Here is a 15939-nt window from a genome sequence, read left to right on the forward strand (position 1 = left end):
CGACCGTATTCTTTCTTTTGGAATTTATATTTCTCTTTTGAAGCAGAATAGTGAAACAGGTTTTTAGAATTTTATAAAAAGGAATATTAGATTCTTATAAAATCGCGTGTAAGCTTACGAAACCTCGTGTTTTTGAATCATTCCGTTGATTTATGCCGGGATAGGAAAACGTTTTGGATGTTTTTCGTTTTTATGTCGCAAAGAATCGATACGATTATCTGCGTGCAGATTCTAAATTTGCTTTTTCGAAACAGAGCGCCATCATATCTCCCTGATCAAAAAGTTTCACGGTCGGATCGGCGAAATACTTCAGAATCTTATAAAATAGTCCCGCATCTTTTTTTGTAGTCAGCCCGCTTCCGTATGTGATGTGTTTTTTCTTTTGGAATCCTATGGACTCGCAGAGGTCGATGATTCCGGAAAGAGAATAGTAGTAGAGGTGTTCGGGAACGTTGAGATATCTCCAGGAAGGCCCTTGTATTTTTCCGAGAATTCCCCATCTACAAGTAGAAAGGATGATCCTCCCGCCGGGTTTGAGAAGTGTATAAATTTTTTCTAATGTTTCTTTCGGTTTGTGAAGGTGCTCGATCGAAGCCCACAAGGTGATTAGGTCGAATTTTTCGGAAGCGTCTTCTTTCCACTCAAGGAAATCTTTTTGTTCCACCTTGAGTCCGAGCTTCTCCCTTGCAAACTTTACGGGAGCTTCCGCGATGTCCATTCCATAGGAATCCCATTGTCTTTGTTGCATGTAGTCTACGAAGTATCCGGCCGCACAGCCTACGTCCAGACAGCGTTTGGAAGAGGACAAAGTTTTTTCCCAAGTCGCGAAGTCTAGATCTTTCAGATTGAGTCCGAAGACTCGGGAGATCTCGCTTCTTACTCCATCCGAAAAATAATTGTCATATCCTCGATCGCTTCGTTTTAAAAAATATTCTTCCGAATAATAAGAAGCCACTTCTTCGGGAGAAGGTTGTGGACTTACTTGGACGAGAGCGCAACGTTTGCATTGAACGATCTGGAAAACTTCGTTTTTATGATTGGATTTGGAGAAGAGCGGTTTGAATTCCGAGGAGCCGCAGGTATTGCAGGGGATACGTTCCATTCTTCTATTTCTATCGGGCAAAGATCCGAATCCTTTGATAGAAATTCTGCTTTACGCGGATCTTCTGCCTGAAACTCATGAAAGGACATGAAACAGGCTATAGTTCATTCCATTCTTTCCTTTTTATTTTTGATTTCTTCCGCACTCCTTGCCGATCCGCAAGCAAACACAACGATTAAGATCAAAGCGGTCGGGGACATGGTGCCGGGGACTAACTATCCGGAACCTCTCAATATTCAAGATCCTAGATCTTTCCTTTTTGGAAAGGTGGAGAATCATCTCAAAGGTGCGGATATTCTTTTTGGGAATTTTGAAAGCACTCTCACCACTTATCCGAATACATCAAAAGACACTTCCAGAAAGATGATCTTTGCGTTTAGAACCCCTCCATCCTATGCGAAGGTTTTAAAAGACGTCGGATTTGATATTTTAAGTATTGCTAATAATCATTCTTTGGACTTTCATCAACAGGGTTTTGACGATACTCAGAAGAATCTTTCCGATGTAGGTATTCGTTATACCGGCAAAAAGGGAATGATCACTTATATGAACGTAAAAAACGTTTCAGTCGCTTGGATCGGATTCTCACATCTGAAGTCGCATAACAATGTGAACGAAATCGAGGAGGGAGTTGCGCTTGTAAAGGAAGCAAAGAGAAAGGCTCAACTCGTTTTTATTTCCTTTCACGGCGGTGCGGAAGGCGGTCCCGCTCTTCACGTCAAAAATCAGATGGAACGTTTTTACGGAGAATACAGAGGAAACCTTGTCGAGTTTAGTCATTCTCTCATCGACGCGGGAGCGGATCTCGTGATCGGTCACGGTCCTCATCTTGTGCGCGCGATGGAATTGTATAAGGGAAGATTGATCGCTTATTCGCTCGGTAATTTTATGGGTTACAGAGCTCTTTCTTCTCGCGGAATCGTGGGTTATTCTCTTGTTTTAGAGGCGGAAGTGGATTCTCAAGGGAAGTTTGTAAAAGGGAAAATTATTCCTTTGCAATTGGATTCAGCTTCGATTCCGGAATACGATTCTGAAAAAAAGACGATTGATCTTTTGAGAAAATTAACAAGAGAAGATTTTCCTTCGAAGGGACCGAAAATTTCCGAAGACGGAGTGATTTCACCGGGAGCATAAAAGCCCGGTTTTCGAATCGGATTTTACGAAATCCTCCATCATTTTGGGATTTCATTCCGATTTTTCTTCCAGAACTTATACCTTTGGTCGAGATTTCGACGAAAGGTATAAAATCTTTTCTCTTGCTCCCTGGATCTACACCCTAAATTCTGGACTCGTAGCTTGTTCATCCTCTTAAATGAGGAAGGGAATCCGGTTTAATTCCGGAGCTGAACCCGCAGCTGTAATCACCTCCAAAAAGTTTTGTCAACGAGGCCACTGTGTTTCACGGGAAGGCGGCAAAATCGGTGAGAGCCAGAAGACCTAACAAGCCACAACAAACTGATAGGACTTTCGGGAGCTAAAGTCGGGTTTGAAAAATAGCTCCAATTTTTCTTTCCCATTACTCCGTACCGCGTAAAAAATGGGATCAAGCAATTACATTCGATATTTAGAATATTCTAAAATATTACTATTTTTTATTTCAGCGGCAGGCCTTTACGCTCAGGAGAATCCTAATTCTCCAAAAACACAAAAGGCTGAAACAGTTCAAGTTCTCGGAAAGGCTCCCGAGTCCGGTTCCCAGAATTTTCGTTCCAATCCGAGCGGTTTTCAGACCGCGATCAAACTGGATGAAACCTCGGCGCGTTATACGTCTTTGCCCGAGGTTTTGGAAAGAGAAGCTGGACTTCGGGTTCGTTCTTTCGGAGGTCTTGGTTCTTATTCCACGCTTTCGATTCGAGGGACCAATCCGAATCAGTCTCGGATTTATTTGGACGGAATTCCTCTCAACAATTCGCAAGGGGGAGAAGTCAATCTCGCGGATCTTCCTTTTGATAGTTTGGAAAGTGTGGAAGTCTATCGTTCCGGAAATCCGATCGGATTTTCCGGTTCTGCGATCGGAGGATCGGTGAATCTTGTGACGAGAAAAGATTCCGGAAAACCTAAAACGAGGATCAATATCGGAGGCGGATCATTTAACACCGGAAAGGCGAGCATTTCTCATACTGGAACTTATAACGGGATCGGCGCGAGTTTTATGGCCCTCGGTGAAAAATCGGATCAAAACTTTTCCTTTAAAAACGATCACGGAACCGTCGTCTTAAACACGTTAGACGATACCATTGATCGAAGAAAAAACGCAGGTTTTGAAAGAGCGGCGCTTTTCGGAACTCTCAAATATCAGATCGGTAAAACTGAACTGAAGTTCTTAAACGATTTCAATCATAGAATCCACGGCCTTCCCGGACCCGGCTCGAATCAAATAAATCAAGTTCATAGAAAATACGATCGTTATACCGGATCTTTCGCCTCTGATACAAAGGGACTTTTTTTTGATTGGTTTCGTCTGGAGACGAGAAGTTTTTATACCGCGGCCAAGGACGATCTCTTTGATCCAGGTTCGGAGTTTTCGAAAGGAACTCCAAATTCAAGAGCGGAGATTCGTCAGATGGGTGTTCAACTCATGCCGACTTTCTATCTCACCGATTACTATCAAATCATCCGCGGTTTTGTTTCCCTTGAGAAAGAATCTTTTGATCGAGAGAGGTTGACTCCTTCCAATTACGTCTCGAGAATCGAACCTCTCAAAGAGAGAACCTATTCTTCTTATCGTTTAGAAGACGAGATTCGTCTTTTTGACGCAAAGGTTTTACTGATTCCTTCCGTGACATGGGATCACTATAAGGATCGTTTTCCTTCGGAAGAACCTTGGTATCGAAAGGAAGATCCTCTTTCCAGAGATCAAAAAAAAACTACATTCACAAATCCTAAATTCGGTTTTGTCTGGAAGATCTTTGAAAGAGAGACCTGGGACATTCAGTTTCAAGCAAACGTTTCGAAACAATATAGAATTCCTTCCTTTTTGGAAATGTTCGGAGAGCAGGGGAGCATCATCGCCAACCCGAATCTCAAACCGGAGCAGAGCGGGAATGGGGACGGCGGTTTTGTCTTGAAGACCGATCATTCTTTCTTAAAAACCAAGACGAGTGTTTCTTATTTTTCAAAAGATATCAAAGATATGATTCTATTTCTTCCGAATTCTCAATTTACTCTGAGACCGGAGAACGTCGATTCGGCGAAGATTCGAGGCGTTGAATTTTCTCATCGAGAGGATTGGAAATACGGTTTTAGGTTTCTTTTCAATTATACGTATCAGAGCGCGATCAACAATTCTTCTTCTCCATATCTAAACGGGAAAGTCCTTCCTTTAAGACCAAGACATGAATTTTCAAGCACTCTTTCCTGGAAAGGAAAACGACTCGAAACCGGTTTGGAATTGTTGTATATTGGAGCCGTGTTCCGGGATAGAACTAACGAATACATCAACTACATTCCTGCGAGGCAGATCTGGAATTGTTTTTTTACCTGGGTTCTTTATTCCGAACCGGGAGAATCTACGAAAGATTCTTTGGGTAATATCAAAGAATCCGCACCTTCCAAAGAATTCTTACTTACCTTCGAAGTGAAGAATTTTACGGATAAGAGAATTTCCGATCTGATCGGTTATCCGCTTCCCGGAAGAAGTTGGTATGCGACTTTGAGTATGAGGTTTTGAAATGAAGTCGAAACTTTTGATTTTAATTATATTCTACTTTTTGAATGTTTCCTGTCAGGATCTGCAAAGGCCTTCTTTTTTGAGCCTTCTCTTAACTCAAAATCTTTCAGGTAATATCGGAGTTGTGACTACCGACTTTAGCGGCGGAGGAAGGTTCAAGGTCATCAATCCTTCTCTTCTCTATAGTTATCCGGGTCTGACCCCGATTCATTCGGACGCTCTCGCGAGGTTCGGTTTGGGAAGGGTTTATATCTTGAATCTTCTCAATCGAGACAGCATTCAGGTTTTAGATCCGAATTTCGGCTTTATTACGGTTTCGGAACTCTCTCTCGGATCCAAGGTCAATCCGGCCGACATAGAGTTTGCGGGACCTTCCAAGGCTTACGTTAGTCTCTATGGTTCGAATCGACTTTTGATTTTGGATCCGACTTTGATGGTCGTAACGGGTTTTATCGATTTGGGAAGTTACTCGGAAACTTTTTCCGCAGGAGGAAGTCCGGACGGAATTCCTGAGATGAGCGGAATGAAGATCGTAGGAGATTCTTTATTTGTATGTCTTCAGAGATTGGATCGAAACGATCCTTCCGGTTTTTTTCCGCCGAATACGACTTCTCTCCTACTTGAAATTAACATTCCAAGCGATAAGGTTATCGGAAGTTATACGTTTCCCGCATCCAATCCAGTGAACAAACCTCAGCTCTTGGATCTTTTTGGAGAACCTCATCTTGTGTTCGCGACTCCCGGAAGAATGGGTTTCTTAAGTCAGATAGACGGCGGTGTAAGCGCGTTTCGACTTTCAACTCGTTCTTTTCTGTCGAGATTTTTATTTTCGGAATCGGTTGCAGGAGGGGATATCGTAAACGTTCAGGTCAAATCCGATTCGATCGGTTACGCTTCTGTTTTGGATTCGAGTTTTACAAAAACTCTCAAGGTTTTTAATCCGAGCACGGGAGAAACGATTGCTACTCTCTTACGCATTCCTTCCAGTTACGATGCAAGTCTCTCAAGTATTCTACTTGCTTCCGATAAAATTTTATATGTGGGGAATACTCAGTTTCAGCAACCGGGAGTTACGATGTTTGATACGGAGAGGGGAAACTCGCTTCTTACTCCGACTCCGATCTCCGTGGACTTACAACCTTACGATATTATCGAATTGAAATAGTCATAACTTCGGAGTTGGAATCGGATCCCGTTTTCTTCAAACGTCGAAAACGTTTTTGTCGGATTCGATTCTTAAAAAAAGAATTCTGATTTTCAAGAAGCGGTGAGAATTCTTTTGAAATCTCTTGATTTTTTTTCAAAAAGAGATTCAATCCTCTCAGAAAAAGCATAACCTTACCCACAAGTTGAGAGGGGATACAATGAGAATCGTCCTAGGAAAAGGTATTTTGTAGGAATTCCTACATGAAAATTTTTACTTGCGAAAAGTTTGATTTTGTGATAGAGGAAAGTCTCCGGAATTTTTCCACCACCCACCCCTCCACCCGAAATTTGGGAGGGGCGCGACCTTCACTGAAAGATTGTCGTAGTTCCGACAGATTTTCGTCCGACCCAGACAACTTGTGGGTAAAGTTATGCACAAAAAAGCGACGGTGAGAATATGCAGGAAATCTTTCAGGCGATAGCGAGCGGGCAGAAATCCAAAGTGATTGGTCTTTTGAAACGGGATCCGGATCTGTTCCAGAGTCTGACGGAAGAAGGAATCACTCCGGTTTTATTTTCAATCTATTACGGGAAACAGGATCTCTCCAGGGAAATTTTTGAACTGAGTCCGAATCGAAATCTTTTCGAAGCCGCGGCGCTTGGAGATTTGGAAGAAACAAAAAGACTGATCTTAGAATTTCCAAAAGAGATCAACGTTCTTTCTAAGGACGGTTGGTCCGCGTTGCATCTCGCTTCTTACTTCGGTCATCTTGAGATCGTAAGAATGTTGATCGATGCCGGAGCCGATTTGAGTTTGACTTCGAAGAGTAGGATGTCCTACGGAAATACGGCTTTGCACTCAGCGATTGCGACCGGAAGAAAGGCGGTTGTAGAACTTCTTTTGGAAAGAGGAGCCGATGCAAATGCGATTCAAGATCCGGGAAAGATCACTCCTCTGCACATCGCGGCGAGTCGTCCCGGAAGCACGGAAATCATTCATATTCTTTTAAAAAAAGGAGCGGACAAAACCAAACTCAGCGATGAAGAACAAACTCCTTACGCAATCGCATTAGAAAAAGGGAATGAAGCTGAAGCGAGAGAATTGGAGATTTTTTGAAATTTTAAGTTCTATCCTAACGAGTAAATTGGTAATTGATTCAATACATTCGCAAGGGACAAGACAAAAACGGATTCGATTTTTGCCGAAGCCTGTTCCTGAAAAAAGCAGATTAGAGAATGAGAGAATTGCAAATGGAAACTTTAAGTTTTACGATTTTAATTCACGCCGACGTAAAGACCGTTTGGCACAAGATGCTCGACGATAAGAGTTATCGAATTTGGACGGAAGCGTTTCACGCGGGTTCTTACTATGAAGGAAGTTGGGAAAGAGGAAGTATCATCCGTTTTTTGGGACCGGACGAAAACGGCGCCATAGGAGGTATGTACAGCCGGGTCAAAGAAAACATCATGTATCAGTTTATTTCGATCGAACATTTAGGGATGATCAACAACGGAGTCGTCGATACCGAAAGCGAAGAGGTGAAAAAGTGGACTCCTTCTTTCGAGAATTACACGTTCAAAGAACAAGGCTCCGGTAAAACGGAATTGATCATAGAGATGCAAACCGTAGAAGAATACAAGGCTATGTTCGAAGATATGTGGCCCAAGGCATTAAAGGCGCTGAAGGATTTGTGCGAAGTTGGATGAAGTTTGCTTCTTGAGGAGAAGTTGCCAGTTTGATTTCTTTGCTTTGTAAAGAGTCAACGCCAACGCTCCGCTGGCTTTTGACTACATTGCTTCCTATCGGGCGCAATGTACCTGTAACGCGACCCATAGGAAGCGTTACATTGAGTTAATAGGGACTCGCCGCTACGCAAACAACTATGGTGCAGCATAAACTCAGCAGATTCTTCCCTACGGGTCAGAATCTATCACGGCGTCTCGAACTTTCCTCACCACATCCTGTGGTTCGGTCGCGTTCATGACGCTCTCTATGGATCGCTATGAACGCTTTCAAGTTCTCGCTTCGAGTCCCGACATTGTTATGGAAAAGTTTGAAGGTTGTACCTACCGGGACTCGAACCCGGACCCCAGGCTCCGGAGGCCTGTACTCTATCCATTGAGCTATAGGTACGCTCACAAATGAGTCTTTTGAAGAGGCCGTCGTTGTCAAATGCAAATCCGGAATAGGACAAGAGACGCCGGAAAGTCCTTGAAAAAGGAATCAGGTATGAAATCGTCTTCTTAAAAGATAGAGGTAGAGATGCAGGTTTCGTTTCTGATTGATTGGAATAGAGCTTTCTTTGGAAAGATATTTTATTTTCTATTCCTTCTTGTAGTTTTAGGAGTTCTTTCTCCGGTTTTTTCCGTGAGCGAAGAAGAAGAGGAGAGGCTTCTCGAAAAAGCACTCGTCGAAAGCGCGGTAACGCCGGCGCAAAAACAAGCCGTTTCCAATTATCTCAAGGCCACTGCGATCGCAAAAAGAAATAGGGCGAACGAACTCAGAGAACTCGCGAAACTTTCTAGAGGAGAAAAATTTCTCCACGCGCAAGCTCGCAAAGAGAAGCTTCATAGAATGGCCGAATCTCTCGAACGTCAGGCGGATCGTCACGAAGCGGCTCTCAAACAACTTCCGACCGAAAGTCATTGATTCAAAAAATGGAATCTATTTAGTTTGCTTTAGAATTTCAGGAACGTCTTTTTCAAACAATTCTTGAACTGACAAAAAGAATCGATTGATAACTACCTAATTTTCTTTTTGAATCCGGATTCTTTCCAACAAAATATCCAGACATTCTTTTGCGATTTGATCCGGCCCTTTCTCGGCGTCGATTCGAATCGTTTCCTTAGGAAGAATTCTCTCATAAGCGGAATAGATTTTTTCCAATTGGGAAAGAGTTTCAAATCTTTCCTTTTCCTCTTTTCTCCGACTCAATCTTTCCAAGGCGATCTTCGGATTCAGATTTAGATAAAACAGAACATCCGGAATTTTAAAATTTCTTTCTAAGTTTTTTTGTAGAATCGTTTCGGGAGAAAGATTCGGCCCGCTCTGATAGGCCGCGGTGGAATACATATAACGGTCGAGTAAAACATTCTTTTCGGATTGTAACGCGGGAAGAATATTTTGTTTTAAGGATTCTTCTCTGTCGGAAAGAAAGGCTTCGATTTGTTCTTCCGGTTTGAGTTCAATTTCTCCTCTTAGAAATTTTCTTAAGAATTTCCCCGTTTCTAAGTTTGTCGGTTCCGTAAACGAAACCGCGGCGATTTCCTTTTTGAGTAGAAGTTCCGTCACGGACCTGCAGAGTGTGGACTTTCCACTTCCGTCGATTCCTTCAAATACTACGAAGAGCGGAGTTTCTTTCTTCATTTTGGCTTTTCCAATTCAATCTTGACAGGTTCGGATTTATTCAAAATCATTCTTCTAAGATACATGGATTTGTTTTAAAAGGAAGAATCCAGTAAAAATTCCCAGATGAAAAATAATTTTCCCATTCTTAGATCTCTTTTCTTTTTTTTATTCTTCTTTGTCTTCTTTCAATTCTGCGCGCATCTTCCTCAAAAAGAAAATTCTTCTTCGATCGAGGAAACAAAAACTTCCAATCCTACTTTTTCGAAAGACCGAATCAAAATTCATCATATCTACGAAGAGGTCTATCCGGATTCTTCCGAGAGTTCCGTTTTAATCACTTCGGAGAAGAATGCGAATCCTCAGATCGCTCACTTTAAAGGAACTTCTAAAACGCAAAAAGTGGAAGTGGTTCTTGGAACCGGCATCGTCATCAATCAGTTGGGTTATATTCTTACAAACGAACACGTTATTCGTGCTTATGATAAGCTCAATGTTAAACTCAAATCGGGCAAACTCTACGAAGCTCAGATCATCGGTCTGGATAAGAAGCTCGACCTCGCGATTTTAAAAGTGGAAGTCGATCACGAAATCATTCCCGTAGAAGTTTTGGATTACTATTCTCTTCAAGTCGTAGAGCGCGCGATTCAAAAGTATATGAAAGCAAAACAAGCATTCAAAGAAAGCAGAGGAAACGCGATCAAGAAGAATGTTCCCGTTCACTTGCGGCATTGATCCGTTTTTCCATTTCACTTTCAAATTCGGGAAACTCTTTCTTTAAATCGGGGTCTAAATTTTAAGACAGAGTGGAATTCTCCTCTCTGTCCAAATCCAAATTGTATCCGAATGTGGTTCCTGAAGAGACTTGTTTCTAAATCCAACTTGACAGTCGGAGGAGCGAGTCGATCCTTTCAGTACCTATCGGAAATTCATTTTCAGAGGGAAAGAATTCAATGAAAAACTTGGAAAAACTGAAGTATATTGCGATCGTCAGCATTTCACTTCTCCTCGGAGCATTCTTATCTCCTGTAATGTTCTGCGGATCCAATCAGAACAGTCCTCTCTTCCTAAGCGCGAAGGGAGACAGAGAACCGACTCCGGCGGCTCGTCAGGCTATTACCATTCAACAAGCCTTTGAAGAAGTATATCAAACCGCTTCTCCGAGTGTTGTTTCCATCGCGACCGAAAGAACTCAAAATGTTCCGGTTCATCCTTTCGGCGATCCGTTCTTTGATCAGTTTTTCGGAAGAGGTCAAGGCGGCGGCGGAAGAGTGATGAAACAAAAACAAACCGGTCTTGGTTCGGGAATCATTCTCAATACGCAAGGTTATATTCTTACAAACGAACACGTGGTTCGTTCCATGGATAAGCTTACGGTTCGTCTCAAGACGGGAAAAACTTACAACGCGGAACTCGTCGGTTCCGACGCGACCATCGACTTGGCTCTTTTAAAAATCAAACCGGATTCCGAAATCACTCCGATCGAACTCGGTGATTCTTCCGCAGTCAAAGTGGGCGACTGGGCGATTGCGATCGGAGCTCCTCTCGGTTACGAACAATCCCTCACCGCGGGAATCGTAAGCGCGGTGGGCCGTGCGGGAATCGATAACAGCGGAGTTCATTATCTTCAAACGGACGCGGCGATCAACCAAGGAAACTCAGGAGGACCGCTTCTCGACATCAACGGTCGTGTGATCGGAATCAATCGTATGATCGCTTCTCAGAGTGGAGGTTCGGTGGGAATCGGCTTTGCCATTCCGATCAACGAAGCCAAGGCGATCATGGAAGAATTGAAGACCACCGGAAAGGTAAAACGTTCCGCTAAACCGTGGCTGGGCATTCGAGTGGATTATCTTCAGGAAGAAGACGCAAAGCAGTTGAAAATTTCCGGAGGAGCGGTGGTTGTAGAGATCATGAACGATTCTCCGGCGGATCGCGCGGGAATTCAATTGATGGATGTGATCACTGAAATTTCCGGAACAAAGATCAATTCTCCCGATGAAGTTGTCCGTACCGTAGAAAAAAGTAAGCCGGGAGATCGTATTACCGTTACGATCCTCCGTCAAGGAAACGTTTCGAGACTTTCGATTCAGCTTAAGGAAAGACCAAACTGATTGTCCAAATCCCATACCCTCAATCCTGAAGAAGAATTTGAAGAAGAGTCGGGTTTACGCCCGTCTCTTCTGGGCGAATTTATAGGCCAAAGAGAAGTCCTAAACAATCTCGGAGTCTACGTCCAAGCCGCGAAGAATCGAAAACGAGCTCTGGACCACGTTCTCATCTCCGGTCCACCCGGACTCGGAAAAACAACTCTCGCCGGAATTATCTCCAACGAACTCGGGACCAGACTTACGATCACTTCCGCTCCCGTGATCACAAAGGGCGCCGATCTCGCACGTCTTCTCACGAGTATGGGTGAGAATGAAATCCTTTTTATAGACGAGATTCATACGCTTCACAAAAAGCTCGAAGAGATTCTCTATCCCGCGATGGAGAATTATATGATCGATCTCGTCATCGGAGAAGGTGTGACCGCTCAGATGGTTCAGATTCCTCTCAAGCCTTTTACCTTGGTCGGAGCTACGACCCGAAGCGGTCTTATCAGCGAACCTCTCAAGAGTCGTTTTGGAATTCAACTTCGTTTGGATTACTATAGCGACGAGGAGATGAAGGAAATCGTTTTGCGTTCTTCTAAAATTCTGAACGTTGCGATCGAAGACGACGCGGCTCTGGAAATCGGAAAACGTTCTCGAAAAACTCCTCGAATCGCAAATCATCTTTTGAAACGAATTCGCGACTTTAGCGAAGTCGACGGTCATTCTTCCGTCAAAAAGGATCTTTGTATCAAAGCTTTTGATAAGATGGGGATTGACGACCTGGGACTGGATGCTATGGATAGACAGATACTCGGTTGTATGATCGATCGTTATAAGGGCGGTCCCGTCGGATTGAAAGCGATCGCCGTCGTGGTTGGAGAAGAGGAAAAAACCATCGAAGACACTTACGAATCTTTTATGGTGAGAATTGGACTCATCAATCGAACTCCCGCCGGAAGAGTCGCAACCGAAAAGGCGTATCAACAACTGAAGCGAATGGGAGACTTTCCCGGAAACAATGGACAAGAGCCGACTTTATTCTGAATACTCCGGAATGCCCGAAGACGATAAGAGGTTGATCTACGCTTCCTTTTTGGTCCTTGCGCTCGCGTCTTTTTTTACCGCTCATTTACTTACACGCAACATGCTCTGGAAAATTCTCGGAAGCGAACCTATGGTCAAGATGGAGAGCAACGAGGAAAAAGAAAAAATTTACGAAGTCCTTTTGGAACAAGACTTCGTAGACAAACATATCAAAGACGAATACAAAGCCCTTTCCAATGTGGACGCGGCCGGCGCCGGTGGGATTACAAAAAAAGAAGGCTTTCACTCCGCGAGTCCGTTTCGCGAATTTGTGATGGGAAGCGTCGCGAGAAGAAATTCCGAAGCTCAAAAACAACAGTCTCTGGAAAAAAACGACGAGAAGGCTTTTGAAGTAGGAATTTATAAGATCGATCCGGTTCAAACGTCTAACACGGATAATACGAAACAAAGCACTCAAACTTACGGAAGGATGACCAAAATTCCTTTCAACTATCGTTTTGAACAAGACTTCCTCTTTCGTTGGGACGGAAGTCAGGCGCTCTCCATTCCCAGAAAAAAACTCGCAGGTTACGAATACTTTAAACGAATGCTGAAGCAGATCGAGGGAAGTTTCGCTCCTCCCGGCGGTGGGAACTTCGCTTACCGAGATATGGCGGGAACCGTGATCCGCGCCGGAATTTCTCCGGGTCAGGTCAAGGTTCAATTTTTGTTAAGCGACAGCGGTCAGGTTTTGGATACGAGACTTATTTCGACACAAGGACAGGATATCGTAGGTCAGGCCTGCGTGGATTCGATCCGGGGTCAGAACTTCGGAAAGGTCCCCGAGGAAGTAAAAGCTCAAGGAATGATCTTCGGTATCAACTTTATCTTTCCCGAGATGCGAAGCCGTTAGAGAACACTTTCGTGGATCCGATTCAAAAAGCCTTTCAAGAACGCGAAAAGCTAAAGGAAGCCGAAATCTTCGAACAACGAAGGTTAACGGCTCGCAAAACTCAACTCCGCAGATTTAAGAAAAATGTTTTATTGTTCTTTCGATGTGCCGGACGTACAAAACCGTTTTTGTATATTCAAAAATTCTTACGTTTTGTGATGGCGGATCTTTGGATCTTAAATCAATCTCCCATTCTTTGGCTTTTAGGAATGGGTCTTCCCAGTTTTTATATCACTGTCCTTGTGGTCCCGGAAATGCTGGAAAGCCCGACGATCGCGGCGATCTTTTCTTTTTTTCCGATCATTCTTGCGATAGAATGGTTTCGGTGGATCGGGTTTCGCAGAATTCTCTCCAAACTTTCCTTCTCCGTTTCCGGCTTTGAGTCGTTTTATGAAAATAGAAAATTAGAATACTATCAATGGTTTGAACTCGAGGTCAAAATTCAAGCGGATCGTAATCAGGAAGCGATCGAAGCTATATTAGAATCTTTTTGTATTCTTTCTAAAAAACTTTTTTACGCTCCCTATGCGGATAACGGAGTGGATCCGAGAAAACCTTGGATTCACGACAAAAATCTCATCTTGATCGGAAGCGGGAATTCGAGAATCGCCTTACTTCTAGTCCGCGAACTTTTGCAAAAACTCGATCGTCTCCACAGATTCGAGGCTTCCGTTCCTGCGGTTCAAATTGTCGTAGTTTCCGGACCGATCTATGTGGATTCCCTCAGCAATCAGAGTAACGATTAAAGAATATTATAAAATAGGAATGCTCATCGTGAATATGTTTTCCGATTCTCTGGAAAAATCGTAGCTCGCATTCAGTTTTTCAGCGCGCATCTGAATATTGTTTAATCCTATTCCTGAAAATTCCCCGGCCTTTGTTTCGAATTTTTTTCCGTCGTCGGCGATTCTTAAAAAAAGATTTTTTCCATCCCTATTCCATAAAATCTGAATGTTCTTTGCTTCGGAATGTCTGAGAATATTGGACATCAATTCCAGAAAAATTTTCTGTATATGAAGACACTGATCCAACCGCAGCGCGTCGGAAACTTCTTTGATCTCCGTCCTTACTTGAATCGACCCGGTGCCTTGGATTCTTTCCGCGTATCGAACCATCACGTCTTCCACGAGTTCTTTGCGAGTTCCCGTGTGCTGCATGAGAAATACGATGTCTCTTACGTTGGAGATAAGATGGGTTACTTCGATCTTTAGTTTTTTGAGAGTGGAATCCTCTTTGTTTTTAGATTCCAATTCAAAAAGGATCGCCGTGAGTTCCGAGCCGATCGAATCGTGAATGTCCGAGGCGATTCTCGTTCTTTCCTCCGCTTGGAGCTTGAGTTGTTCGTTGTATTTGACTTGAAGTTGTGCGAACTCTTTTGCCTTTTCCAAGTCTTCCGTAAATCGAGAAGATATAATATAAGAATTGAGTGCGACAAAGGTAACGAGTCCGAGAGGAAAGCTGTAAGGAAATAGAGCGTAAACTTCAAACAAACCGTAGAACACGTCGTTCATCATCGTAAAAGCAAGAACCAGCCCGGTGAAAAGAATCGTTCTTGCCCTCGGCTCTTTATTTTGAAACGCGAATATAGTAGGCGCTATGATTACGACTGCGTAGATCGGAGGCACGTAGAGAAATACAGAATACAATAGAACCAAGTTGTTTTCGTCCAAAGTTAGAATTCCGATTGCAAAGAGGAGAGTGCTCGCGATTGCAATTCGAATCCAACTTTTTGTGAATTGAACCGGAAACATTCTTTGTAAAATCAGATAAGCCGTCGGGAAAAAAGCGACTTCGCAGAAAAACTCGATTCGGATTCTAAGATCAAGAGAGAGGCTCGGCAGAGCCATGTATTGGATTCCCGAAGTGATAAAAGTATAGAGAGAAACTAAAAAACAAAACGCGGCAAAGTGAAGAGGAACCGGATCCTTTCTATAAGCAAAAAAGAATACGATATGATAGATTCCGAAGGAACAGATGACGCTGATTAAAATGATTTCGAGCCATTCTTCTTTTTTTTCCTCGAGATCGATGGAGTTTCCGTTCCCGATCCGAAACGGATTTCGAATGCCGCCTTTCAGGTGGTTTCCCTTAAAATTGGAAACTACCACGGTGATCCAAAAATCTCCGGAAGGAACGGTGACGTTTGTGATCAAAGGATGGGCCAAAAAGACCGTATCGATCGCGTCTGTTCCCGTAAGTCCGTTGGAGTAAACTTTGTGATCGTCAAAATAGACGTCGTAGACTCCGGGAAGTCTCGGAATTCTAATTTTTAGATTCGGACGGTTCCAATCGCATAACACGCGCAGACGGAATGTCGCATAACCTTTCCAAGTGTAAGTTGGATCGTAGTCCCTCCAAATCCCGGGAACGGGTTTATATAAAACACTTTTTGATACGGGTTGATTTCCTTGGGCCAATTCCTTCCAGTAAAATTCCCAATCCCCGTTTAGGGTTGTATTTTGTTCGTTGAGATTGAAATTTCTGAGATCGATCACGCCCTTTTGTGCGGTCGGACGTTCCTTGGAGGAGATTGAAGGCGAACACTGAATTAGAAAAGATAAGACTACAATAAAAAATGAATATAGTTTCCATCTCATCGTATTG

The 15939-nt window shown here is 43.3% G+C and carries 14 protein-coding genes, 1 tRNA gene and 1 riboswitch; of the genes, 11 read left to right on the plus strand and 4 right to left on the minus strand.

From position 1 onward, the window contains the following. Positions 1–214 precede the first annotated feature (214 nt). Positions 215–1102, minus strand: a complete 888-nt coding sequence (locus A0128_RS05035; protein WP_069606508.1) for a class I SAM-dependent methyltransferase — start codon at positions 1100–1102, stop codon at positions 215–217. A gap of 87 nt (positions 1103–1189) precedes the next feature. Here A0128_RS05035 and A0128_RS05040 point away from each other — a divergent pair, with 87 nt between their 5' ends. From A0128_RS05040 to A0128_RS05065, 5 genes are all read left to right on the plus strand, one after another. Then, positions 1190–2236: a CapA family protein gene (locus tag A0128_RS05040; protein ID WP_069606509.1), complete on the plus strand. Its 1047-nt coding sequence runs from the start codon at positions 1190–1192 to the stop codon at positions 2234–2236. Between the two features lie 146 nt (positions 2237–2382). Next, positions 2383–2561, plus strand: a riboswitch (cobalamin riboswitch). A gap of 78 nt (positions 2562–2639) precedes the next feature. After that, entirely contained in the window at positions 2640–4772 is a 2133-nt protein-coding gene (locus tag A0128_RS05045) for a TonB-dependent receptor plug domain-containing protein (RefSeq protein ID WP_069606510.1), read from the plus strand. 1 nt (position 4773) lies between these two features. Then, on the plus strand, positions 4774–5937 hold the full coding sequence (locus A0128_RS05050; RefSeq protein WP_069606511.1) for a YncE family protein: 1164 nt from the start codon (positions 4774–4776) through the stop codon (positions 5935–5937). Between the two features lie 438 nt (positions 5938–6375). Next, positions 6376–7035, plus strand: coding sequence for an ankyrin repeat domain-containing protein (locus tag A0128_RS05060; RefSeq protein WP_069606513.1), 660 nt, complete (start codon positions 6376–6378; stop codon positions 7033–7035). 134 nt (positions 7036–7169) lie between these two features. Then, positions 7170–7625, plus strand: coding sequence for a hypothetical protein (locus tag A0128_RS05065; RefSeq protein ID WP_069609132.1), 456 nt, complete (start codon positions 7170–7172; stop codon positions 7623–7625). Positions 7626–7980: 355 nt separating this feature from the next. Here A0128_RS05065 and A0128_RS05070 read toward each other — a convergent pair. Beyond that, a tRNA-Arg gene (locus A0128_RS05070) sits at positions 7981–8052 on the minus strand. A 129-nt stretch (positions 8053–8181) separates the two neighbouring features. Between A0128_RS05070 and A0128_RS05075 the strand changes: the two genes are divergently transcribed. Beyond that, positions 8182–8568: an LIC10421/LIC12816 family protein gene (locus A0128_RS05075; RefSeq protein WP_069606514.1), complete on the plus strand. Its 387-nt coding sequence runs from the start codon at positions 8182–8184 to the stop codon at positions 8566–8568. A 96-nt stretch (positions 8569–8664) separates the two neighbouring features. On the opposite strand, the gene tmk is transcribed toward A0128_RS05075, so the two are convergent. Continuing rightward, a complete protein-coding gene (tmk, locus tag A0128_RS05080) occupies positions 8665–9285 on the minus strand; it encodes a dTMP kinase (RefSeq protein WP_069606515.1) in 621 nt (206 codons plus the stop codon). Between the two features lie 105 nt (positions 9286–9390). Here tmk and A0128_RS05085 point away from each other — a divergent pair, with 105 nt between their 5' ends. The 5 genes from A0128_RS05085 (at position 9391) to A0128_RS05105 (ending at position 14081) form a co-directional block, all read left to right on the plus strand. Beyond that, positions 9391–9999, plus strand: a complete 609-nt coding sequence (locus A0128_RS05085) for a trypsin-like peptidase domain-containing protein (protein WP_069606516.1) — start codon at positions 9391–9393, stop codon at positions 9997–9999. A gap of 218 nt (positions 10000–10217) precedes the next feature. After that, positions 10218–11378 (plus strand): S1C family serine protease, encoded by a 1161-nt coding sequence (locus tag A0128_RS05090; protein WP_069606517.1) that lies wholly within the window; start codon positions 10218–10220, stop codon positions 11376–11378. Next, positions 11379–12404: a Holliday junction branch migration DNA helicase RuvB gene (gene ruvB / locus A0128_RS05095; RefSeq protein WP_069606518.1), complete on the plus strand. Its 1026-nt coding sequence runs from the start codon at positions 11379–11381 to the stop codon at positions 12402–12404. Further along, the gene (locus A0128_RS05100) at positions 12379–13296 is read left to right on the plus strand and encodes an energy transducer TonB (protein WP_069606519.1); all 918 of its coding nucleotides are present in this window, start codon (positions 12379–12381) and stop codon (positions 13294–13296) included. Before ruvB ends, A0128_RS05100 begins: the two co-directional genes overlap by 26 nt. Positions 13297–13307: 11 nt before the next feature. Further along, positions 13308–14081 (plus strand): hypothetical protein, encoded by a 774-nt coding sequence (locus A0128_RS05105; RefSeq protein WP_069606520.1) that lies wholly within the window; start codon positions 13308–13310, stop codon positions 14079–14081. 6 nt (positions 14082–14087) lie between these two features. Here the strand turns inward: A0128_RS05105 and A0128_RS05110 are convergent, their stop codons facing one another. Continuing rightward, positions 14088–15932, minus strand: coding sequence for a sensor histidine kinase (locus tag A0128_RS05110; RefSeq protein WP_069606521.1), 1845 nt, complete (start codon positions 15930–15932; stop codon positions 14088–14090). Positions 15933–15939: the final 7 nt, after the last annotated feature.

The sequence above is a fragment of the Leptospira tipperaryensis genome, from assembly GCF_001729245.1.
Lineage (GTDB): Bacteria > Spirochaetota > Leptospiria > Leptospirales > Leptospiraceae > Leptospira > Leptospira tipperaryensis.